Below are 22,564 nucleotides of genomic sequence, written 5' to 3' on the forward strand. Positions count from 1 at the left end.
AACCAGTAATATAGGTTAATAGTTTTTTAAGAAATTAACTAATTTTTGAACTGCTAAACCTCTGTGAGAAATTTTATTTTTTTCTGATGAACTCATGGTTGCAAAAGATTCATTGTAATTAGTAGGTTTAAAGATTGGGTCATACCCAAAACCTTTTTCACCTTGCTTTTCAGTTAAAATTGTACCAGTGCAAATACCTTCAAATAAAAATTGCTTTTCATTCAAGTTTAAACAAATGGCAGTTCTAAATTGTGCATTTCTATTTGGTTCATCAATCAATTCATTTAATAATTTTTGCATATTTCTTTCTGCACTTCTTGGTGCACCAGCAAATCTTGCAGAATATACACCAGGTTTGCCATCTAAAGCAGCCACTTCTAAACCAGTATCATCAGCAAAACAGTTATAACCATAATTTTTGGTAATATAATCTGCTTTTAATTTGGCATTGCCTTCTAAAGTAACCTCAGTTTCATCTACTTCTTCATTACAATTAATGTCTTTTAAGCTTAATAACTCAATTGAGTTTGGTAACATTTCTTGAACCTCTTTTAGCTTGTTTAAATTATTTGTAGCAAAAACTAATTTCATTAGAACTAATTTGATTTTCCACAAATGTAATCATTTTATAATGTAGGTTTACTTCTAAAATTAGAGAGAATTTTAAAAATATCTTGTAAATTGCTAAAAATCTAAATTTACTGTAAGTATTGCTGTCATTGATTTGTCGTGAAAATGTCGGGTTGAAAAACTTCAAAATAATTTGTAAACTAATTTTACTGAATTAACATTGTATGGAATTTAAAAATCAACAGATTATGAAACAGCCAGAGTTAGGTAAAAAGATTCTTGAGTTAAGAAAACAAAAGGGTTTTACGCAAGAAGAACTTGTTGACCAATGCAATATTAATGTTAGAACCATACAAAGAATAGAAGCTGGAGATGTATCACCTAGAAGTTATACTATAAAAGCTATTTTAGAAGTATTAGGTTTTAATTATGAAGAAATTTTTGAAGAAAAATATATACCAGGAAAGTTTGATAGTATTTTAGGTATTAAAGAAAGCATAATTCTAAAACAGTTGAATTTTGCTTTTATCTTCGGAATTGGATTTTTCGTTTTTGGTTCCTTAGAAATATTGGTAGAATTTTTAGATTTTAAAGATGATTGGTTATTTAAAGTAATTTATACTTTGGTAAAATCGCTTTCATTTATTACTCTGCTTTTCTTTTTTAGAGGTTTTATAATTGTAGGTAATATTTACAAAAACTATCTACTACAAATCAGTGCCTTTCTAATTATTGTTTTCACTTTATTCTTATCTTTTTTAGATGTATTATCATTATACCTATCAGATGATTTTGTTGGTATTGTTGGTTTATCTAAACTGATTTCTTATGGGATTGTAAGTATTTTATTTGGTGTTGCTCTCTTAAGATTAAAAGAATTTGGTGGTTTAGCTTATTGGACTGGAATTATAGAAATTATTACAGGAGCTTGTTTACTCTTGATAATTTTATCGCCAATAGCATTAGTAACCCAGGCTATTGTAGAAATTTTAGAGATTATTCTAATTTACAGAATTGCCTTAAAATTAAAAGGCAAACTATAATTATTCATGATGATAAGGTTCGTTTTTTAAGATGGTAAAACCTCTATAGAGCTGTTCTACTATAAAAAGACGAATCATTTGATGAGAAAACGTCATTTTAGAAAGCGATATTTTTCCTTGAGCTTTTTGATAAACAGTATCAGAAAATCCATAAGGCCCACCAATAACTAAAACCAATTGTTTTAAGCCAGCATTCATTTTCTTTTGCAGATATTTAGAAAATTCTATGGATGTAAAATGCTTTCCTTTATCATCTAACAAAACTAAAACATCTGTATTCTGGAGTTTTTTAAGAATAAGTTCACCTTCTTTTTCTTTCTGCTGAAGTTCACTTAGATTTTTAACATTTTTAATGTCTGGTATTATTTCTAACTCAAACTTAATATAATGTTTTAAACGATTTTGATATTCATCTATCAAAAGAGATAGTTGTTTATTATCTGTTTTTCCTATCGCTAAAAGTTTAATTTTCATGCTTCAAAATTACGAATTATGACGTATGAATTGCTATTTTTACATCAGAATTAAATGATATGATTACAGAAACACAATTTCAGAACGAATTAGACTTAATAATAAAAAATGCAATAAGAGAAGATATTGGTGATGGAGATCACACTTCTTTGTCTTGTATTCCTGCAGAAGCAGAAGGTAAGGCTAAATTGTTGGTAAAAGATACAGGTGTAATTGCTGGTGTAGAATTTGCAAAGCAAGTTTTTTCTTATGTAGATGCAGATTTAGAGGTTGAAACTTTTATAAATGATGGTAATGAAGTTAAGTTTGGAGATATTGTATTTCATGTTTCAGGTAAATCAAGATCAATTTTAATGGCAGAACGTTTGGTGTTAAATGCCATGCAAAGAATGTCTGCAATTGCAACCAAAACAGCGTTTTTTGCAAACTTGCTAAAAGGCACAGATACCAAAGTTTTAGATACAAGAAAAACTACACCAGGTATAAGAGCTTTAGAAAAATGGGCTGTAAAAATTGGTGGAGGAGAAAACCATAGATTTGCCTTATATGATATGGTAATGATTAAAGACAATCATATAGATTTTGCAGGTGGTATTACAGCTGCAATAACCAAAACCAAAAAATATTTGGCAGAAAAAAACTTAGATATAAAAATTATTGTAGAAGCTAGAAGTTTAGAAGAAATTGAAGAAATTTTGAATAACGAAGGTGTTTACAGAATTTTAATAGATAATTTTAATTACGAAGATACCAGAAAAGCAGTTACTTTAATTGGTAATAAATGTTTAACAGAATCTTCAGGAGGTATTAATGAAGATACTATAAGAAAGTATGCAGAATGTGGTGTAGATTACATTTCTTCTGGAGCTTTAACACATTCTGTGTATAATTTAGATTTAAGTTTAAAAGCCCTATAAAATTCTATGTTAGATTTTTTTGACGGTGAAACCTATTCCAAAATTGATTTTATGAATACTAAAATCAAAAAAGGAGAATATGATAATTGTACATTTTTAAACTGTAATTTTGAAGGAATTCATGCTTCTAATATTCAATTTGTAGAATGTGAATTTATAGATTGTAACTTTAGTAATACAATTGTAACTAATACAGCATTTAAAGATGTTTCTTTTGTGAACTGTAAAATGATAGGTGTAAAATTTAATGAATGCGATTCTTTTTTATTGCAATTCAGTTTTAAAGATTGCCAATTAAACTTTAGCTCTTTTTACCAACTAAAAATTCCGAATACCAAATTCATCAATAGTAATTTAGAGGAAGTAGATTTTACAGAAACTAATCTTACTGGTTCAGGTTTTAGTAACTCAGACTTACATAACACCATTTTTGAAAATACTGTTTTAGAAAAAGTAGATTTTAGATCAGCTAAAAACTTTACATTTAGTCTAGAGCAAAACAAAGTAAAGGGCGCAAAATTTAGCAAAGAAAATCTTGTTGGTCTTTTATCAAAATATAAAATTGTTATAGATTAGTGGTATATGTCTAAAAGCAAAGAAGATAGATTTGATAAAATACCTGTGGTTAATTCCTTAGTTAAGTTAGGAAAGAAAATTAAAGTTCCTGGTTTAGAAGGTATGTCTTTATTTGATGTGATTGAAATGTATGTTATAGGTATTGTTGAAGGTGCTTTAACAACTAGAGCAAGTGGAATTGCCTACAGTTTCTTTATGGCTATTTTTCCATTTTTGCTGTTCATTCTTACATTAATACCTTATGTGCCTATAGATGGTGCCCAAGAAGGTTTGCTATCTATTATAAGCGATGTTTTACCACCAAAAACTTTTGATGCAGTAGATACTGTTATTATCGATATTATAAATAATCAATATGGAGGTCTATTATCTTTTGGTTTTATAGGTTCTATATTTTTAATGACAAATGGAGTAAATGCTATTTTTGGTGGATTTGAGTTCTCTTACCATGTAAAAGAAATTAGAAACATATTTAGAGCCTATTTTATAGCAATGTTTGTTTCTTTTGTAATTGTAGCATTTCTATTGATAACAGTAGTTATTATTATCTTTTTTGAGTTACTTTTAAAAGATTATGTTACACTGGCTTGGTTAGAAGATAACTTAATTTGGATTCAACTTGTACGTGGTTCCATATTTTTAGCAATGATTTTTATTACAGTTTCCATGTTATATCATTATGGAGTTAAAGAAGGTAAATACTCAAGATTCTTCTCTCCAGGAGCTGTGTTTACAACTGTTTTATCTGTATTGTCTTTTTATTTATTTGGTTTTTATGTAAATGAATTCGCAAAATATAATGAGTTGTATGGCTCTATAGGTACATTACTTATTTTAATGTTATTTATATGGCTAAATGCAATTATTCTTCTTTTAGGTTTCGAATTAAATGCATCTATTTATTCTTTACGTGTTCGAAATAAAAGCAAAGCTACAAACGAAAATTTGTAAGATTTTCACGATATTTGCACCCGCAAAAAACAATTATCTTTTAACAATTATCATGGTTTTGATATATTGATAAATGATAACTTAACATTGATAACTGAATTTTATGAAGCCAAGTATCCCAAAAGGAACAAGAGATTTTTCGCCAACAGAAGTAGCTAATCGTTCTTATATTATGAACACAATTAAAACTGCTTTTGAAACTTTTGGATTTCAGCCAATAGAAACTCCGAGTTTTGAAAACTCATCAACTTTAATGGGTAAATATGGAGAAGAAGGAGATCGTCTTATTTTTAAAATTTTAAATTCTGGCGATTTTTTAAAGAAGGCAGATGAACAATTATTGGCAGATAAAGAGAGTACAAAAGTAACTTCGCAAATCTCTGAAAAAGCTTTAAGATATGATCTTACAGTACCTTTTGCAAGATATGTGGTTCAGCATCAAAATGAAATGACATTTCCTTTTAAACGTTATCAAGTACAACCAGTTTGGAGAGCAGATCGTCCTCAAAAAGGTCGTTTTAGAGAATTTTATCAATGTGATGCAGATGTTGTTGGTAGTAAATCTTTATGGCAAGAAGCAGAATTTATACAATTGTACGATACTGTTTTTACCAAACTAGGTTTAACAGAAACAACTATTAAAATTAATAATAGAAAAATACTTTCTGGAATTGCAGAAGTTATTGGAGCCCAAGATAAATTAATCGACTTTACAGTAGCTTTAGATAAGTTAGATAAAATTGGGCAAGCGAAAGTAGAAGAAGAAATGCTTTCAAAAGGTATTTCTGAAGAAGCCATTCAAAAAGTACAACCATTATTTAATTTTAAAGGCTCTAACTTAGAAAACTTAGATGCTTTAGATAGCATGTTAGCAACATCAGAAGAAGGTTTACAAGGTGTAAAAGAATTACGTTTTGTAATTAATGCAACTACTGAGTTGGGCTTGCAATCTGCAAATTTAGAGGTAGATGTAACTTTAGCAAGAGGTTTAAACTATTATACAGGAGCAATTTTTGAAGTATCTGCACCAAAAGGAGTAAAAATGGGTTCTATTGGTGGAGGAGGAAGATATGATGATTTAACAGGCATTTTTGGAATGAAAGATGTTTCTGGAGTTGGGATATCTTTTGGTTTAGATAGAATTTATTTAGTACTAGAAGAACTTGGTTTGTTTAAGGCTGTAGATTTACCAAAACCAAAAGTACTTTTTATCAATTTTGGAGATGCAGAAGGTTTGTATTGCATGAAAGCAATTACAGAACTTAGAAAACACAACATTAAAGCAGAATTGTATCCAGACACAGCTAAGATGAAAAAGCAAATGACTTATGCTAACAATAGACAAATTGAATATGTAGTTTTAGCTGGTTCTCAAGAAATTGAACAAGAAATTTTCACCTTAAAAAATATGATTACTGGAGAACAGCAAAAATGTTCAAAAGCAGATTTAATTAAAAAACTACGATAGAATTATATCCTTACTGCCTGTAGCTATAAAATATTATACTTCAATAATGATTATTGATACAAAAAAGGATAAAATACGTTGCAAACACGTAAATTTGCAAAATAATAACGTTTCAAAAAGTTTGAATTAAATAACATAATGAACGAAGATAGAATTGAAGAAATAGGAGAAAATCATGTAGGAACTTCTGCTAAAACTCCATTAAGAGCAGATGCTTTTGATATTTCTGATGATGAAAAAATAAAGAGAATAGAAGAGAGTGTTAAAGATATTTTAAACACTTTAGGTATGGATTTAACTGATGATAGTTTACAAGGAACTCCAAAAAGAGTAGCAAAAGCTTTTGTAAATGAAATTTTTATGGGTTTAAATCCTAAGAACAAACCAAAAGCATCAACATTTGACAATAATTATAATTATGGTGAAATGTTAGTAGAAAAAAATATTGTTGTTTATTCTACTTGCGAGCATCACTTATTACCAATTATTGGTAGAGCACATGTGGCTTACATTTCTGATGGTAAAGTAATTGGTTTATCAAAAATGAATAGAATTGTAGAATACTTTGCAAAGAGGCCTCAAGTACAAGAGCGTTTAACTATGCAAGTAGTGCAAGCAATGCAAGAAGCTTTAGGTACAGAGGATGTTGCTTGTGTGATAGATGCAAAACATTTATGCGTAAACTCAAGAGGAATTAAAGATATAGAGAGTTCTACTGTAACTGCAGAATTTGGAGGTAAATTTAAAAATAAAGAAACCAAAAGAGAATTCTTAGATTATTTAAAATTAGAAACAGATTTTGATTGATTTTCAGTTACTTAGTTAAATATACAAGCCGTTTAGAAATTTCTAAACGGTTTTTTTATATTTTTTTGCGACACTTTTAAAATTTTCACGTTCTTATAGTGTAAACAAAATCAACCAACCTAATTTTTTTGAATACTAAGCAACTCATACAAAAATGTAAATCTAATAATTACGAAGCCCAAATGCAGGTTTATAATTCTTATAAGAATATGATGTATGGAACAGCAGTAAGAATCTTAAAGAGTAGAGAGGAAGCAGAGGATATAGTTCAAGATTGCTTTATTAAGGCTTTCGAAAAAATATCTCAACTAAAAGATGATGCTAATTTGGGTGCTTGGCTTAAAAGAATAGTAGTTAATAAATCTTTAGATGTTGTAAAATCTAAACATAAGTTTATTATAACAGATGAATTTGAAGTTTTAGAACATAAAATTGAAGAAAATAATGATGATTTAAGTTCTGGAATTTCTGTAAACTTTGTTAAACAATGTATTAACAATTTAAAAGATAAATATAGAATTGTACTGTCTTTGTATCTAATAGAAGAATACAATCATAGAGAAATTGCAGAAATGCTTAATACTAAAGAAAGTACCATAAGAAATCAATTTAGAAGAGGTAAACAACAACTTTTAGAAATGATTAAAAAACAAGAAGTATGAAATTAGAAGATTTTATTAAAAATAATAAAGATGCAGTTTCAGAAGAGCAAATGTCTAGCAAAGCTGATGCTAATTTTGATAGTTTGTTAAAGCATAAGCTTCATCAACCAAGGAAGAAAAAGGTAGTGTATTTAAAATACATATCTGTTGCTGCTTCTATTTTATTGATATTCTCTCTAGGATTTTGGTTTTCAAACAAAGAAAATATTTCTTCAGAAGAGCAAGAACTCTTAGCAAATTTAGATGCAGATTCTGCTGGTAAACGCTTAGAAGGTGTTTATGCTTTTAACGATGAATATCAAAAAGAAGACACAAGAATTATAAATAGATTAATAGAAATTTTGCATAAAGATGAAAATGCGAATGTTAAAATAGCAACAATAGATGGTCTATTACAGTTTCCTAAAAATGAGAAAATAAGAAAGAATTTAATATCAGCTTTAGAAAATGAAGATAAACCTCTAGTTCAAATAAAATTAATAAAAGCGCTAAGTATTTTAAGAGAGAATCGTGCACAAAAACCTCTTGAAAAAATAATTAATAGTAAACAAACCTTTCCTATAGTTAAAAATAACGCAACATTAGCTATGGTAAACATAAAACAATAATATCATGAAAAATATAAAACCACTTTTTTTAGCATTATTTTTATTCGCATTTTGGGCAGTGAACGCACAAGAAAAAAAAATAAAATTTAATAAAGGAACTTTAAAAATATGTTCGTCTAAAGCTTTTCAAATAGAAGGTTATGATGGAGATGAAGTAATCATAAAAAGTTTACATGAGAAGAGAGAAGAAAACACACCTTGGGTAGTTACTGGTTATGCCAAATCTAAAAATTTAGCAAAAGTAAACTCTATAGTTACTAAAAGAAAAGATTCTATATCAGGTAATCAGTTTGTTTTTTTTAACGTTGACAATGACAGAAAAAAGGGACTTAAAAAATTAGGAAAGAAAAATCAAAATGCAGATTTAGGGATCTATTTTACCATTGAGCAAAAAGATGGAGAGTTACTTTTTAAAGACCAAAATCAAGTTCGATTTATAATGGCAAGTAATGAAAGGTATTTGGTAAAAATACCAAACACTATAAAATTAAATTGGTCTACAAATAATTGCAGTGAGGAATCTAACAACAACCAAATGCGTTTTTTTAGTTCTAAAGCATCTAGCCTTTCTTATTTTAAAGGAGAAGTAGAAATTACATCAACTATAAATAATATGAAACTGAAAGATGTTTCTGGACCAGTAACACTAAACACAATAGGTGGTAATGTAACTATTGAGTTTGATAAGGAATATCCAAAAGGAATCTTTTCGATATACAGTAACAATGGTTTTATTGATGTTCAAATTCCAAAAAAATCAAGTCTTTTAATAGAGGCCATAGGTAAATCTGTGTATAGTGATGTAGATTTTAATGTTTTAGAAGAGAAAGAGATGGATGATTTTGGTCATATCAATACTAGAATGAAATTAAAATACAATTCAGGTAAATATAAAATGAAATTAAACAGTGGTTATGGTACTGTTTATCTAAGAAAAATGTAGGTTATTACCCAAAGTAAAAAAATCCGTTTAGAACTTTCTAAACGGATTTTTTTATTTCTACTTAATATAAATGATGCATAAATTGCTATATGTATGGTTTTTGTATTGCTTTAATTTTTCTTTTATACAAACCAATAAATTAGATTTACAAAAAACGTATTCACTTTAATTTACTTACATGTTAAAATACTTACTTAGTGCATTTTTAATTTTTATTAGTTTTTCAATAAACTCACAAACTACACAAGTTGGTAATGGGAGTTATACTAATACATATCCAGGAGCAGATGAAGCAGGTAGAAATGGTTTTCCTTCAGGTTCACCTCAATTAACTGGTATTGCATTGGGCAAACCAGTACCTACTAATGACTGGTGGTCTAAGTTGGTTAAAGAAAATCATGCAGACAATTTATTCAATTACCCAATGACAATGAAAACCACAAATACAGGTTTAGTTGTTACTTATATTCCTTGGGGAGTTATTGGAGATTCTTCTCCTATAGAGGTTGGCTTACAAGGTCTATCTACAGATAAAACAACAGTTTCAGATTATTCAGACTGGACAGTAACTATGAATTGGAAAGATGCTGATAATGAAATGAATGTAACTTCTGGAATTGGAATGCCCTTTTTATATTATGAAAAAGAATTAGATGACGTTGTAGAAATCAAGGTAAATTCTGGTTCAGCAACAGTTAATAACGAAATATTAATTATCGAAAACGCATCTGGAGATCAAGATTTTGTATTCTATGCACCAATTGGTAGTGTTTGGAATCAATCAGGTACAACATATACATCAACTTTAAATGGAAAAACATATTGGTCTATGGCTATGTTACCACAAAACACAAGTAATGTAAATGACGTTGTTCTAGATTTAAAAAAATACGCGTATGTTTTTCCTAATAATACAGTTACAAGTTGGGATTATGATGAAGCTACCTCTAAAGTAGTTACAACCTTTTCAGTAACTACAGATGTTAAAGAAGGATCAAATTCGAACATGTTATTAGGTTTATTACCACATCAATGGTACAACACAAGTTCAAATTCACCAGTACCTAGTTCTTATACTTACGCATCTGTAAGAGGTGAGTTAAAAATGCTAGAGGGTAATAGTTTTACTGTAGAAAATACATTCAAAGGGATTCTTCCAACAATACCTTACTTAGCTAATTATAGTTCAAGTTTTAGTCCAGCAGATTTAGATGCAAAAATTTCTCAAATAGAGAACGATGGCTTAGCAACTTGGACAGATTCTTACAACGAAGGTCAAGTTATGAATCGTTTAATTCAAACAGCAAGAATTGCAGATCAAACAGGAAATATAGTTGCAAGAGATAAAATGATAGCAACTGTTAAAGAACGTTTAGAAGATTGGCTAACTTATGAATCTGGAGAAAAAGCATTCTTGTTTTATTATAATGATACATGGTCTGCTTTGTTAGGTTATCCTTCAGGTCATGGACAAGACACCAACATAAACGATCATCATTTTCATTGGGGATACTTTATTCATGCTGCAGCTTTTATGGAGCAATTTGAGCCTGGTTGGGCTTCAAAATGGGGAGCAATGATAAATACCTTAATAAAGGATGCTGCTTCATCAGATAGAAATGACACTTCATTTCCTTTTTTAAGAAATTTTAGTCCATATGCAGGCCATAGTTGGGCTAATGGTTTTGCTAGTTTTCCACAAGGAAATGATCAAGAATCTACCTCAGAAAGTATGCAATTTGCTTCATCTTTAATCCATTGGGGAACTATTACTGAAAATGATGCCATTAGAGATTTAGGAATTTATATTTATACCACAGAGCAAACTGCTGTAGAAGAATATTGGTTTGATGTTCATGATCGTAATTTTGCAAGCAATCAGCAGTATAGTTTAGTTTCTAGAATTTGGGGTAATTCTTACGATAATGGAACATTTTGGACCTCAGATATTGCTGCATCATATGGTATAGAAATGTACCCAATTCATGGAGGTTCATTTTATTTGGGGCATCATCAAGACTATGCTAAAAATCTTTGGTCAGAAATAAGTCAAAATACGGGTGTTTTAAACCAAGAGGATAATGATAACCTATGGCATGATACGTATTGGAAATTTTTATCAATGACCAATCCTCAAGAGGCTGTAAATTTATATGATGCTTATCCTGATAGGAATTTAAAGTTTGGTATTTCTGATGCACAAACATACCATTGGCTTCACTCAGTTAATGCATTGGGTATTATAGATGCAACAATTACAGCAGATTACCCAATAGCAGCTGCGTTTTCTAAAGATGGAGAGATTACCTATGTTGCTCATAATTATGCAAATACACCAACTTTAGTTACTTTTTCTGATGGATATCAGTTAACTGTTCCTGCTAACGAAATGAAAACAAGTAAAGATGTAAATGTGTCAGGAGTTTTAACTTCTAATTTTGTGCAGGCTTTTCCTAATGGAAGTGTAGATTTATCTGTAAATACAACAGGGTCTAATGTTACAAAAGTTGAGTTTTATGATGGATCTACTAAAATTGGAGAAGTTTCAACAGCTCCATATGAATTAAAGGCAGAAGACCTTACTCTTGGAGTACATGGTTTTTACGCTAAAGTTTATGAAAATACAGCATTTAATGTAACTAATATTGTACAAGTTCAAGTGGGTGAACAAGTTTCTTATTTAGGAAATCCACATACTATTCCAGGTGAAATAGAGGTAGGTCATTATGATATTTTTGAAGGCGGAATTGGACAAAATATTAGTTATGTAGATACTTCAGTAGGTAATAATGGAACTTTTAGACCTGAAGAAAATATAGATGCAGTTATCGTGAATGGAGAAGGAGCAACTGTAGGTTGGAATGCTGCAGGAGAATGGTTAGAATTTACAGTAGATGTACAAAATTCTGGTAATTATAATTTAGATTTTAGATATGCATCTGGTAATGAAAGTGGAGGAGGACCTTTTTATTTTGAAGTAGAAGGTAAAAAAATTAGTTCAGATATAACTGTAAATTATACTTCTGACTGGGACAGTTGGCAAACAGCCTCTGTTTCTAATATTGAATTAACATCTGGTGTACAGGTTTTACGCTTACATATTGTTAGTGGTGAATTTAATATCGGTAAACTATCTTTTTCATATGACAGTGCTTTATCTTATGTACCACCAATAGCGGATGCAGGTGAGACTATTTCAATAATAGCACCAATTTCTACAACTAATCTAGATGGTTCTGCAAGTAATGATCCTGAAGGAGAGGCTATTACTTATGGTTGGCAACAAATTTATGGACCTACAACTGCTGTTATTAGTGATAATAATATTGTGAACCCAAGCATTTCTAATTTAGAAAATGGTGTATATAAATTTAAACTAACAGTAAGTGATGGAACTTATGAAGATACAGATGAGGTTTTAGTAGTTGTAACATCTAATGGAAATGTGAATCCGACCATCAGTATAAATAGTCCAACTAACAATGCCACATTTAAGGAAGGAGAGGAGATAAATATTACAACAACTACCAATGATTTAGATGGTACTATAGAGCTTGTAGAGTTTTTTAATGGTACAACTAAATTAGAAGAAACTGTAACTGCCCCATTTTCTTATAATTGGACAGCTGCAGCTATAGGATCACACCAAATTACTGCAGTTGCCACAGATGATTTTGGAGGTAAAACAACTTCTCAAGCAATTACTATTTCTGTTACTGAAGAACAAAAATGTGAAGAGGTTTCAGCAGAAGCAAGTCAAGGTAGTTTTTCTCAAGGATATAAAGTTTCTTTTGAAACTATTGGAAATGCAGTTACAATTCAATTTGAATTATTAGATACAGATAAGGCAGGTGTAGTTGCATATTTATGGAAGAAATCTCCTTTTGGAGAAACTCAAATGAGCCAAGAGTCTGGATTGCTTTTTACAAGTACAGTAGGTGGTCTTACAACAGGTGAGACAATAAGTTATGCATGTAAATTTGCTTATGCAGGAGGCCTTTCTGCTACTAAATATTTTGATTATGTTGTAGGTACTAATTGTTCAGCAGATAGTTCAGACACAACTATTCCTGAGAACTTTACAGCTTCAATTGGCGAGATTACTGCTTCTAGTGTAGAACTTCTTTTAAATGCAACAGACGATTCAGGAAGGGTAGTTTATGATTTGTCTTATAATAATACTACACAAAGTGTAGGTGAAGATTCAGGTGTAGAAAAATCAATTATTATAAATGGATTAAGTGCTGAAACTTCTTATTCTTTTTCAATAGCTGCAAAAGATTTATCAGGAAATGAAGCAGCCAATAATTCCATAGTTTTAGAAGCAACCACTTCAGAAAATACAAACTCAGATTGTTCAGGTACATCAAGTAGTGCAGCACAAGGTTCGTTTTCTATTGGTTACTCTTATGAATTTATAACAAATGGAACAGATGTTACTATTAATTTTGAGCTATTAGATACAGATAAAAGTGGTGTAGTTGCTTATTTATGGAAACAAACTCCTTTTTCTGAAGTACAAATGAATAGTACAGGACAACAACGTTTTTCTAAAACATTATCTGGCTTATCTGAGGGAGAAACTATAAGTTATGCTTGTAAGTTTGCTTTTGCAGGAGGCTTAGCAGTTACAGAATATTTATCTTATACTGTTGGAGATAATTGTACCTTAGATACAGATGATTTTTATTTCTCACAAGGATTACGCATATTTCCAAATCCTGTTAAAAACACTGTTAGTGTAACTTCAGAAAAATATCCAATAAGTAAAATAGAAATTTATTCGTTGATTGGTAAGAAGATAAAGGTTTTTACAAGTGATTTTAATTTACTGCAAGTAGATGAGCTTACTAGTGGTTTGTATTTGATAAAAGTTTATAATGAAAATCGATCTTACACTACTAAATTTATAAAAGAATAAGTAAAAACGTTATTAACTAAAAAAACCGTTTAGAAAATTCTAAACGGTTTATTATTTTATTTCAGGCAGATTTTAGTTTACCAAAACCCATTCTCCTTTTTCAATTAAAGGAATTGCTTGTTTAAACTTTACAACCTTTTCTTCACCACTCATTACATTTTTAATTGTAACACGTTCGTTTCTACCAATTTTTGGCTGCTCTCTAACCACAGTTTCAACTGGCTCTCCAGATTGCTGACGAGAATTTTGAATGGCTTGTTCTGTTGTGTTTTGCACATCAGCTTTGCTTGTGCTTAAACTTTCTCTTTTTTGCTGACGAGCTTCAGAAATTTGATTTCTATCTTGTGCAGGTAATTCACCCTTAAATAAGAAAGATAAAACCTCTCTATTAATTTCGTCTACAGTTCTTTTAAATAATTCAAAAGCTTCAAACTTATAAATTAATAAAGGATCTTTCTGTTCATAAGATGCATTTTGTACAGACTGTTTTAAATCATCCATTTTACGTAAATGATCTTTCCAGTTTTCATCAATAATGGCAAGTGTAATATTTTTTTCGAAGTCTGTAACTAAACTTTTACCTTCAGTTTCATAAGCTTCTTTTAAATTGGTTACAACTTGTAAAGATTTAATTCCGTCTGTAAAAGGTACTACAATACGTTCATATCTATCACCTTCATTTTCAAAAACATCTTTAATTACAGGATATGCTAAAACAGCATTTCTTTCAATCTTATCTTTGTAATGTTTGGTTACAATATCATACAATTGATCTGTAATTTCCTTTTCTGATAACTTATTAAATTCTTCTTCAGAAATAGGAGAGGTCATAGAAGAAAAACGAATTAATTCAAATTCGAAATTCTGGAAATCTTTAACTCCTTTATTCTTTAAAACGATTGCTTCACAAGTATCATAAATCATATTTGCAATATCTACTTGCAAACGTTTACCATCTAAAGCATTTCTTCTTCTTTTATAAACAAACTCACGCTGAGCGTTCATAATATCATCATATTCTAATAAACGCTTACGAATTCCAAAGTTGTTTTCTTCAACTTTTTTCTGAGCTCTTTCAATAGATTTAGAAATCATAGAATGTTGAATAACTTCACCTTCTTTAAGACCCATTCTATCCATCATTTTTGCAATTCTGTCAGAACCAAATAAACGCATTAAATTATCGTCTAAAGCCACATAGAATTGAGAAGAACCTACATCTCCTTGTCTTCCTGCACGTCCTCTAAGCTGTCTATCAACTCGTCTAGAATCATGTCTTTCTGTACCAATAATAGCTAAACCACCAGCTTCTTTAACTTCTTTAGATAGTTTAATATCTGTTCCACGACCAGCCATGTTTGTTGCAATGGTAACTACTCCTGGTTTACCAGCTTCTGCAACTACATCTGCTTCACGCTTGTGTAATTTTGCATTTAAAATATTATGTGGAATTTTACGCATTTGTAACATTCTACCTAATAATTCTGATATTTCTACAGAGGTTGTACCTACTAAAACTGGTCTTTTTTCAGCAACCAATTTTACGATATCATCTATTACTGCATTGTATTTTTCGCGAGCAGTTTTGTAAACCAAATCATCTTTATCATCTCTTGCAATTGGTTTATTTGTAGGAATTTCTACAACATCTAATTTGTAAATCTCCCAAAATTCACCTGCTTCTGTAATTGCTGTACCTGTCATACCAGACAGTTTTCTATACATTCTAAAGTAATTTTGTAAAGTTACAGTAGCAAAAGTCTGTGTAGCATCTTCAATCTTCACGTTTTCTTTAGCTTCAATTGCTTGGTGCAGACCATCTGAATAACGACGACCATCCATGATACGTCCTGTTTGCTCATCAACAATCATTACTTTGTTTTCCATAACTACATACTCAACATCTTTTTCAAAAACAGTGTATGCTTTTAAAAGTTGATTCATAGTATGAATACGTTCGCTCTTAATGCTAAAATCTTTATATAATTCTTCTTTTAAAACTGCTTTTTCTTCTGCAGTTTTTTCAGAAGCATCTATTTCACCAACATTTACTCCAATATCTGGTAATACAAAAAATGTATCGTTGTTTGTTTTTTCTGATAAATGAGCAATTCCTTTATCAGTTAAATCAATTTGATTATTTTTTTCTTCTACAACAAAATATAAATCTTGATCTATCTCTGGCATCAATTTATTATTGTCTTGCATGTAGGTATTTTCTGTTTTCTGCAGAATTTGTTTTATACCTTCTTGAGATAAAAATTTGATTAATGCTTTGTTTTTTGGTAATCCTCTGTGAACTCTTAGTAATAATTTACCACCTTCTTTTTCATCACCTTCAGCTAATAACTTTTTAGCTTCTGCTAAAACTTTTACTAAATTTTGTTTTTGAAGAGATACTAAATCTGATACTAATGGTTTTAGTTCGTTAAACTCATGAACATCTCCTTTTGGTACTGGACCAGATATAATAAGTGGTGTTCTTGCATCATCAATTAATACAGAATCTACCTCATCAATAATGGCATAATTTGGTGTTCTTTGTACTAAATCATCTTTAGAACTAGCCATATTATCTCTTAAATAATCGAAACCAAATTCGTTATTTGTTCCATAAGTAATGTCTGCATTATATGCTTTTCTTCTAGCGTCTGAATTTGGTTGATGAAAATCGATACAATCTGTTGATAAACCATGAAATTCAAAAATAGGAGCCATCCAAGCTCTATCACGTTTTGCTAGATAATCATTTACAGTTACTACATGAACTCCATTACCAGTTAAAGCATTTAAGTAAACTGGTAGTGTAGAAACTAATGTTTTACCTTCACCAGTCATCATTTCTGCAATTTTACCTTGATGTAAAACAGACCCACCAATTAATTGAACGTCATAATGAATCATATCCCAAGTAACTGGCTTACCAGCAGCATCCCAAGAATTAGCCCAATAAGCTTTATCATCTTCTAATGAGACATTTTCTTTCTGTGCTGATAATTCTCTATCAAAAGGAGTTGCAGTTACCTCTAACTCTTCGTTTTCAACAAATCGTTTAGCAGTTTCTTTTATAACTGCAAAAGCTTCAGGCATAATATCTGCCAAAACTTTTTCTGAAATAGTGTATGCTTCGTCTTTTAAAGCGTCTATTTCTGTGTAAATATCTTCTTGTCTGTCTATATCAGCAGCTTTAGCTTCTGCTTCTAATACAGTTATTTTTTCATCTAAGGTTTTTGTAGCTTCTTTAATTTGATCTTTGAATGATAACGTTTTTGCTCTTAATTCATCGTGTGAAAGTTTAGCAATTTCGGCTTCAAATTTTTTAACATTGTCTACAACTGGTTGTAATAATTTTAAATCTTTCTCTTGTTTATCACCAACAAAGAGCTTTATTACTGAATCTAATATACCCATTATCAAATTTTTTTATCAGTTAAAATTAACTGTATTATATGTTTTACATCAATAAAATTCTATTTGATTTTTTTCAGCACAAGTGCAGAAAAGAAAACAAAAAAAAAGCCTCTTTAGAGACTTTTTATATTTTTATTGAGTTTAGTATTCGTCCTCATTCCAAAGATAATCATCTTCGGTTGGATAATCTGGCCAAATTTCTATAATCGAATCATAAGCATCACCTTCATCTTCAATATCCTGTAAGTTTTCTACAACTTCTAAAGGAGCTCCAGTTCTAATAGCGTAATCTATTAATTCGTCTTTGGTTGCTGGCCAAGGTGCATCTGCTAAATAAGATGCTAATTCTAATGTCCAATACATTTCTTATTGTTTAATTTTGGTGCAAAAATAATTTTTTTGCTGAATTATGCAAGTCTTTTTTAAGAAATATAACATCAATAAAAAAAGAACTTAATTATTTTTGGTAGGAATCCATTTAATTTCATCTACCTGTAACTGTTTAGACAACATTCGTGCCAACACAAAAAGGTAGTCAGAAAGTCGGTTTAAGTACTTTAAAATATCAGAATTTATAGTTTCTTCATCATTTAATTCTACGCACAAACGTTCTGCTCTTCTACAAACACATCTTGCTACGTGACAGAATGACACTGCTTGATGACCTCCAGGTAAAATAAAATGCGTCATTTGAGGAAGTTCTGAATCCATAGCATCAATTTCATTTTCTAAAAATTGAATAGAGTTGCTATCTACTTTTGGAATATTTAATCGTTCTTTTCCAGATTTTAAAGTTTCTTTTTCTGGTGGAGTTGCTAACATTGCTCCTAATGTGAATAATTCGTTCTGAATTTTCAACAAAGAGTCTTTAGTAGCATCTTCTATATTTTGATCTTTAATTAGGCCTATGTATGCATTTAATTCATCTACAGTTCCATAACTATCAATTCTTAAATTGTATTTTTTTACTCTTGTACCACCAAAAAGGGCAGTAGTACCTTCATCACCAGTTTTTGTATATATTTTCATGAATTGGTTGTGTTATTTAAAAGTATCAAAAATACGAACTTTCTACTTTTAGATATGTTAAACTCTTATTATAAAATGCTCTTTTGCTTGTTCTGGTCTAAAGAAAATTATTCCATAAGTAAATGTGTCTATGGTAACTATATTCTCTGTTTTTTCAAGATAGTTTAACCAAGTAGTATAGCTTTCTTTATCCTTATAAATACTTTGTACTACAATAAAAAAATGGGTAGATAAGCTTACAAGTTGCAGTTGTTTTGAATCATTTAAAAACACTAACTCTTGCTCATATAACTTATTCAACTGTAAATTAGAAAGATTATTTTGAAAAAATATTTCATCAACATTAAAATAGGCAATGATTTTTGAAAGCAGCTTTAGTTCTTTATTACTTAATGTTTTTAATCTCGTATACTTTTTTATTAATGGAGATTTACTGCTTTTGGTATATAAACCTTTTGTAACAAAATTGTAAACGAATGGAGAGTGAACTCCATGTTGATTGGTAGATTTTATTAAAAATTTTAAATAAGAGATGAATTTATATACCATTTTTCTTATTGGATTGTAAAACATTTAAAGTTTTACAAAAATGATTAAATTCGCTGTATTAAACTATAAAATAGCAATAAATGGTTCCTAAAAATGAGTATGCTCCGTATTTTGAGCAATATCTGCAGTTGGTAGATCAAGAGAAATATATAGTAGAAAATTTAATAGAATCACAAAAAGAGTTTGATGCTACCTTAAGAAATTTAGATGCTTCCAAACACAATTTTGCTTATGAAGAAGGCAAATGGACCCTTAAAGAATTAGTACAACATACCATAGATACTGAGCGCGTTTTTACATATAGAGCTCTATGTTTTGCAAGAAATGATAAAACAGATTTACCTGGTTTTGATCAAGACATTTTTACTCATAATGACAATTCTAATGAAAGAAAATTCGAAGATTTATTGAATGAAATGAAAGTTGTTAGAGTGAGTTCTATTGCTCTATTTAAAAGTTTTCCTGATGAAGTTTTGAAAAGAATTGGTGTAGCTTCTAATAATAAGATGTCTGTGAGAGCATTAGGTTATTTATTTTCTGGCCATCAATTACATCATTTAAACATAGTTAAAGAAAGATATTTGTAACTTTACAGTCTATATTTTATAAGCATGGAATTACCAAAATTTTTATTAGCAGATAATAGTAACTACCCAGAAGACATTTTTGTTCTACATACAGAATTTCCGAGATTTATGATAAATCTAAAAGATGATGAAGTAGAGTGGTTTGAAGATTTGACAGGTGAGAATGAAGAAGATATTGCTACAGAATTAGCTGTTTTAATGGATAAAGCAGGTGAATTCTATGATGAAGAAATGAAAAAATATGAATAAAAAAAGCCCAATTTAGTTACTTAAAACTAATATTGGGCTCCAACTAACCAACCAGTTGTTATTTTATTTTAAGGGTTACTGGTACTTTGTAAATTTCACCTTTTTTGGCTCCTACAGCATTTAATTTTTTATAGTTTAATTTACTTTTTACGTAAGTATTAAACTCTGTTTGATTACTATCTACAGTTAAAACAACGAGTTCGTTCTGTTTGTTAATCATAAATGAAACTTCTACTTTTTCTGCTTTTTTAAATTCAATTGGAATTTTCTTACCTAACATAGAAACAATTTCTGTTCTAAGTTCTTTGGTTACTTTTGAAGGGTTTTTCTCTGATGCTGATGTAGCAAATACAGTTGATAAACTAATAGCGAAGATGGCAATGATTGATTTTAAATTTCTCATAATAAGTGTGTTAAGTTAAACGTATACCAATAAGACTTGATAGTTTTAAAAACGTTTCAACAAAAAGAAGGCTTTAATATAATCTTAACATCATTTAACTGAAATTAAGAATAAAAAGCCTTTTTATTAAGAAATTTTAAGATGTTTGTTAACGACTATTTTGCTTTCTCTACCAGCTCTATTTTATTGAGCGTGGTTTTTGTGGTGAAAACTCCATAATTAATAGTTACGTTTTTACGGTCTATTTTATCAATAGTACCTACAGAGTTAGAATCTATAATTCTTACTCTATCATTTAACTTATAAATGTATTCAGATTTAGCTTTTGCAATTTTTGCCTCTTCTATTTTCTTTTCTTTTCTAACCTCTACAACTTTTTCTAATACTTCTTTCTCTACTTTTTTTATGACCTCTTGTATTTGTTTTTCTACAACCTTGGCTTTTTGTTTCTGAGATTTGGTTTTAGGTTTTAATGGATTTTTCTTAGCATATTTTACCTTTTCATCTGCTACCCATTTATTAAAACTAGTATTTAATTGCTTTTTATTATTGGTTTGAAAGTATTTGTTTAGCAATTCATTAATCTTTCTACCAATAGAAAGCATTTTTTGATTTTTATCGTACAGTTCTTGAAAGCCAGATAATTTTTCTTGTATTCTAAGTTCCTTTTCTTGTAAACTTTCTAAATGCTCTTTTCCTTTTTCTTTTTGACTTTCTAAACTATCAGACGTTTTTTGTAAACGATTTCTTTCTTTCTGTAATTTAGAAATGGTTTTATCTAAACGTACCTTTTCTGTTTCAACTCGTTTTTTAGCTTTATTAATTAAACTAAAAGGAATACCATTTTTCTGTGCAACTTCAAAAGTGAACGAACTACCTGCTTGCCCTATAAAAAGCTTGTATAAGGGTTCTAAAGTACGTTCATCAAACTGCATATTTGCATTGGTAACATTGTCTAACTCATTGGCTAATACTTTTAGGTTAGAGTAGTGCGTAGTTATAATTCCGAATGCTTTTTTATGATAAAACTCTTCTAAAAAAATTTCTGCTAAAGCTCCACCCAATTCAGGATCTGAACCTGTACCAAACTCATCTATCAAAAACAAGGTATTCTCATTGCATTTTCTTAGAAAGTAACGCATGTTTTTTAGGCGATAACTATAAGTACTTAATTGATTTTCTATAGATTGATTATCTCCAATATCAGTTAAAACTGTATCAAAAATATAAGTTTCACTTCTCTCATCAACAGGAATTAAAATTCCACTCTGTACCATTATTTGCAGTAAACCAATAGTTTTTAGGGTGATACTTTTACCACCAGCATTTGGCCCAGAAATAACAATTATTTGCTGTTGTTCATCTAAATGAATGGTTTGCGAAACTGTATTTATTTTTTGTTCCTTATTTTTTTTCCATAAAATAGGATGATAAGCATCCTTAAAAAATATCTTCTTGTTTTTAGATATTTTTGGTAAAATAGCATCCATATCTTTTGCATACTTTGCTTTTGCACCAACTGCATCTAAATGAATTAAAAACTCTAAATATTCTTCTAACAAAGAGACCATTGGACGAATAGTATCTGCCAACGCTCTTAAAATTTTAATAACCTCTTGTTTTTCTTCGTAAACTAAATTTTGATATTCTCTGCTGTAAGCCAAAGTTGCTTGTGGAGCAATGTAAACAATTCCCCCAGATTTAGAAGAGCCTAAAAGGCTACCAGAAACTTTTCTTCTGTGCATTGCAGATACTGCCAAAACTCTTTGATTATCTACTATAGTTTCTTTAATGTCATCTAAATAACCAGCAGAAACGGCTTTAGATAAGGCTGATGAGAAACTTGCTCCAATTTTGCCTCGGACATTATTAATGTCTCTTCTAATTTGTTTTAATGCAGAAGAAGCGTTGTTTTTAACCTCTCCAGAAATATCAATTATTCTTTTAATTTCATCATCTACATAAGTAGTGAATTCAATGCTTTGTGTTAATTTGAAAAAAGTTGGAAAAAGCACCTGAAACTTTTTAAAGAATTTAATTTGCTCATTTACTGTTAAAGAGGTTGCAGCAATTTTTAAAAAGGCATCTGTTTCTATAAAACTATTCTCTATAGCCAAACGTTTTACGCTTTCAGAAATATTATCAAAACCATGATTGGGTATTCTATTTTCATTTTGAAAAGAAGATAAATACTCATCTACCAAATGCAATTCTTTAAATAAGTATTTTCTACTAGGAATTGGCTTAGTTTCAAGAACTCTTTCTTTGCCTAAACCAGAAATACAAAACTCTGAAATGTGTTGTAAAACCGTAGAAAATTCTAAATCTTGAAGTGTTTTTTCTGAAATATTTTTGCTCAAAATGGTATCTTTGACTTTATTACAAAAATAAGAAAC

Annotated in this window: 20 protein-coding genes; 12 read left to right on the top strand and 8 right to left on the bottom strand. The window is 29.7% G+C overall.

Going from position 1 to position 22,564, the window contains the following annotated elements:
• Positions 1-15: 15 nt before the first annotated feature.
• Complete coding sequence (locus LPB302_RS00790; RefSeq protein ID WP_053974451.1) at positions 16-591, bottom strand: non-canonical purine NTP diphosphatase; 576 nt, start codon at positions 589-591, stop codon at positions 16-18.
• 227 nt (positions 592-818) lie between these two features.
• Here LPB302_RS00790 and LPB302_RS00795 point away from each other — a divergent pair, with 227 nt between their 5' ends.
• Complete coding sequence (locus LPB302_RS00795) at positions 819-1,613, top strand: helix-turn-helix domain-containing protein (RefSeq protein ID WP_176966491.1); 795 nt, start codon at positions 819-821, stop codon at positions 1,611-1,613.
• Here LPB302_RS00795 and rlmH read toward each other — a convergent pair whose 3' ends face one another.
• Positions 1,614-2,087, bottom strand: coding sequence for a 23S rRNA (pseudouridine(1915)-N(3))-methyltransferase RlmH (gene rlmH, locus LPB302_RS00800; RefSeq protein WP_053974453.1), 474 nt, complete (start codon positions 2,085-2,087; stop codon positions 1,614-1,616).
• A 59-nt stretch (positions 2,088-2,146) separates the two neighbouring features.
• Here rlmH and nadC point away from each other — a divergent pair, with 59 nt between their 5' ends.
• The 9 genes from nadC (at position 2,147) to LPB302_RS00845 (ending at position 13,940) form a co-directional block, all read left to right on the top strand.
• The gene (nadC, locus tag LPB302_RS00805) at positions 2,147-3,004 is read left to right on the top strand and encodes a carboxylating nicotinate-nucleotide diphosphorylase (RefSeq protein WP_053974454.1); all 858 of its coding nucleotides are present in this window, start codon (positions 2,147-2,149) and stop codon (positions 3,002-3,004) included.
• A gap of 6 nt (positions 3,005-3,010) precedes the next feature.
• Positions 3,011-3,580 (top strand): pentapeptide repeat-containing protein, encoded by a 570-nt coding sequence (locus LPB302_RS00810; RefSeq protein WP_053974455.1) that lies wholly within the window; start codon positions 3,011-3,013, stop codon positions 3,578-3,580.
• A gap of 6 nt (positions 3,581-3,586) precedes the next feature.
• Positions 3,587-4,531: a YihY/virulence factor BrkB family protein gene (locus LPB302_RS00815; protein ID WP_053974456.1), complete on the top strand. Its 945-nt coding sequence runs from the start codon at positions 3,587-3,589 to the stop codon at positions 4,529-4,531.
• Between the two features lie 103 nt (positions 4,532-4,634).
• The gene (hisS, locus tag LPB302_RS00820) at positions 4,635-5,999 is read left to right on the top strand and encodes a histidine--tRNA ligase (RefSeq protein WP_053974457.1); all 1,365 of its coding nucleotides are present in this window, start codon (positions 4,635-4,637) and stop codon (positions 5,997-5,999) included.
• Between the two features lie 138 nt (positions 6,000-6,137).
• Positions 6,138-6,806, top strand: coding sequence for a GTP cyclohydrolase I FolE (folE, locus tag LPB302_RS00825; protein ID WP_053974458.1), 669 nt, complete (start codon positions 6,138-6,140; stop codon positions 6,804-6,806).
• Positions 6,807-6,934: 128 nt separating this feature from the next.
• Positions 6,935-7,468 carry an RNA polymerase sigma factor gene (locus LPB302_RS00830; protein WP_082329782.1) on the top strand — a complete coding sequence of 178 codons (534 nt, stop codon included), beginning with the start codon at positions 6,935-6,937 and terminating at the stop codon, positions 7,466-7,468.
• Positions 7,465-8,076, top strand: coding sequence for a HEAT repeat domain-containing protein (locus LPB302_RS00835; protein ID WP_053974460.1), 612 nt, complete (start codon positions 7,465-7,467; stop codon positions 8,074-8,076). Before LPB302_RS00830 ends, LPB302_RS00835 begins: the two co-directional genes overlap by 4 nt.
• A gap of 4 nt (positions 8,077-8,080) precedes the next feature.
• The gene (locus tag LPB302_RS00840) at positions 8,081-9,019 is read left to right on the top strand and encodes a DUF4097 family beta strand repeat-containing protein (protein ID WP_053974461.1); all 939 of its coding nucleotides are present in this window, start codon (positions 8,081-8,083) and stop codon (positions 9,017-9,019) included.
• Between the two features lie 178 nt (positions 9,020-9,197).
• Positions 9,198-13,940: a glycosyl hydrolase gene (locus LPB302_RS00845; RefSeq protein ID WP_053974462.1), complete on the top strand. Its 4,743-nt coding sequence runs from the start codon at positions 9,198-9,200 to the stop codon at positions 13,938-13,940.
• A 72-nt stretch (positions 13,941-14,012) separates the two neighbouring features.
• On the opposite strand, the gene secA is transcribed toward LPB302_RS00845, so the two are convergent.
• The 4 genes from secA to LPB302_RS00865 form a co-directional block, all read right to left on the bottom strand.
• On the bottom strand, positions 14,013-17,351 hold the full coding sequence (gene secA, locus LPB302_RS00850) for a preprotein translocase subunit SecA (RefSeq protein WP_053974463.1): 3,339 nt from the start codon (positions 17,349-17,351) through the stop codon (positions 14,013-14,015).
• 141 nt (positions 17,352-17,492) lie between these two features.
• Positions 17,493-17,714, bottom strand: coding sequence for a DUF2795 domain-containing protein (locus LPB302_RS00855; RefSeq protein ID WP_015479930.1), 222 nt, complete (start codon positions 17,712-17,714; stop codon positions 17,493-17,495).
• A gap of 90 nt (positions 17,715-17,804) precedes the next feature.
• Positions 17,805-18,380 (bottom strand): cob(I)yrinic acid a,c-diamide adenosyltransferase, encoded by a 576-nt coding sequence (locus tag LPB302_RS00860; protein WP_053974464.1) that lies wholly within the window; start codon positions 18,378-18,380, stop codon positions 17,805-17,807.
• A 57-nt stretch (positions 18,381-18,437) separates the two neighbouring features.
• Positions 18,438-18,953, bottom strand: a complete 516-nt coding sequence (locus tag LPB302_RS00865) for a hypothetical protein (protein ID WP_053974465.1) — start codon at positions 18,951-18,953, stop codon at positions 18,438-18,440.
• Positions 18,954-19,009: 56 nt separating this feature from the next.
• Between LPB302_RS00865 and LPB302_RS00870 the strand changes: the two genes are divergently transcribed.
• Both LPB302_RS00870 and LPB302_RS00875 read left to right on the top strand, forming a co-directional pair.
• A complete protein-coding gene (locus LPB302_RS00870; RefSeq protein WP_053974466.1) occupies positions 19,010-19,516 on the top strand; it encodes a DinB family protein in 507 nt (168 codons plus the stop codon).
• 24 nt (positions 19,517-19,540) lie between these two features.
• The gene (locus LPB302_RS00875) at positions 19,541-19,765 is read left to right on the top strand and encodes a DUF8828 family protein (protein WP_053974467.1); all 225 of its coding nucleotides are present in this window, start codon (positions 19,541-19,543) and stop codon (positions 19,763-19,765) included.
• A 58-nt stretch (positions 19,766-19,823) separates the two neighbouring features.
• On the opposite strand, the gene LPB302_RS00880 is transcribed toward LPB302_RS00875, so the two are convergent.
• Both LPB302_RS00880 and LPB302_RS00885 read right to left on the bottom strand, forming a co-directional pair.
• Positions 19,824-20,168 (bottom strand): hypothetical protein, encoded by a 345-nt coding sequence (locus LPB302_RS00880; RefSeq protein ID WP_053974468.1) that lies wholly within the window; start codon positions 20,166-20,168, stop codon positions 19,824-19,826.
• Positions 20,169-20,323: 155 nt separating this feature from the next.
• Positions 20,324-22,528 carry an endonuclease MutS2 gene (locus tag LPB302_RS00885; protein WP_053974469.1) on the bottom strand — a complete coding sequence of 735 codons (2,205 nt, stop codon included), beginning with the start codon at positions 22,526-22,528 and terminating at the stop codon, positions 20,324-20,326.
• Positions 22,529-22,564: the final 36 nt, after the last annotated feature.

Origin of the sequence: Polaribacter dokdonensis, from assembly GCF_024362345.1 — a bacterium.
GTDB classification, from domain to species: Bacteria; Bacteroidota; Bacteroidia; order Flavobacteriales; family Flavobacteriaceae; genus Polaribacter; species Polaribacter dokdonensis.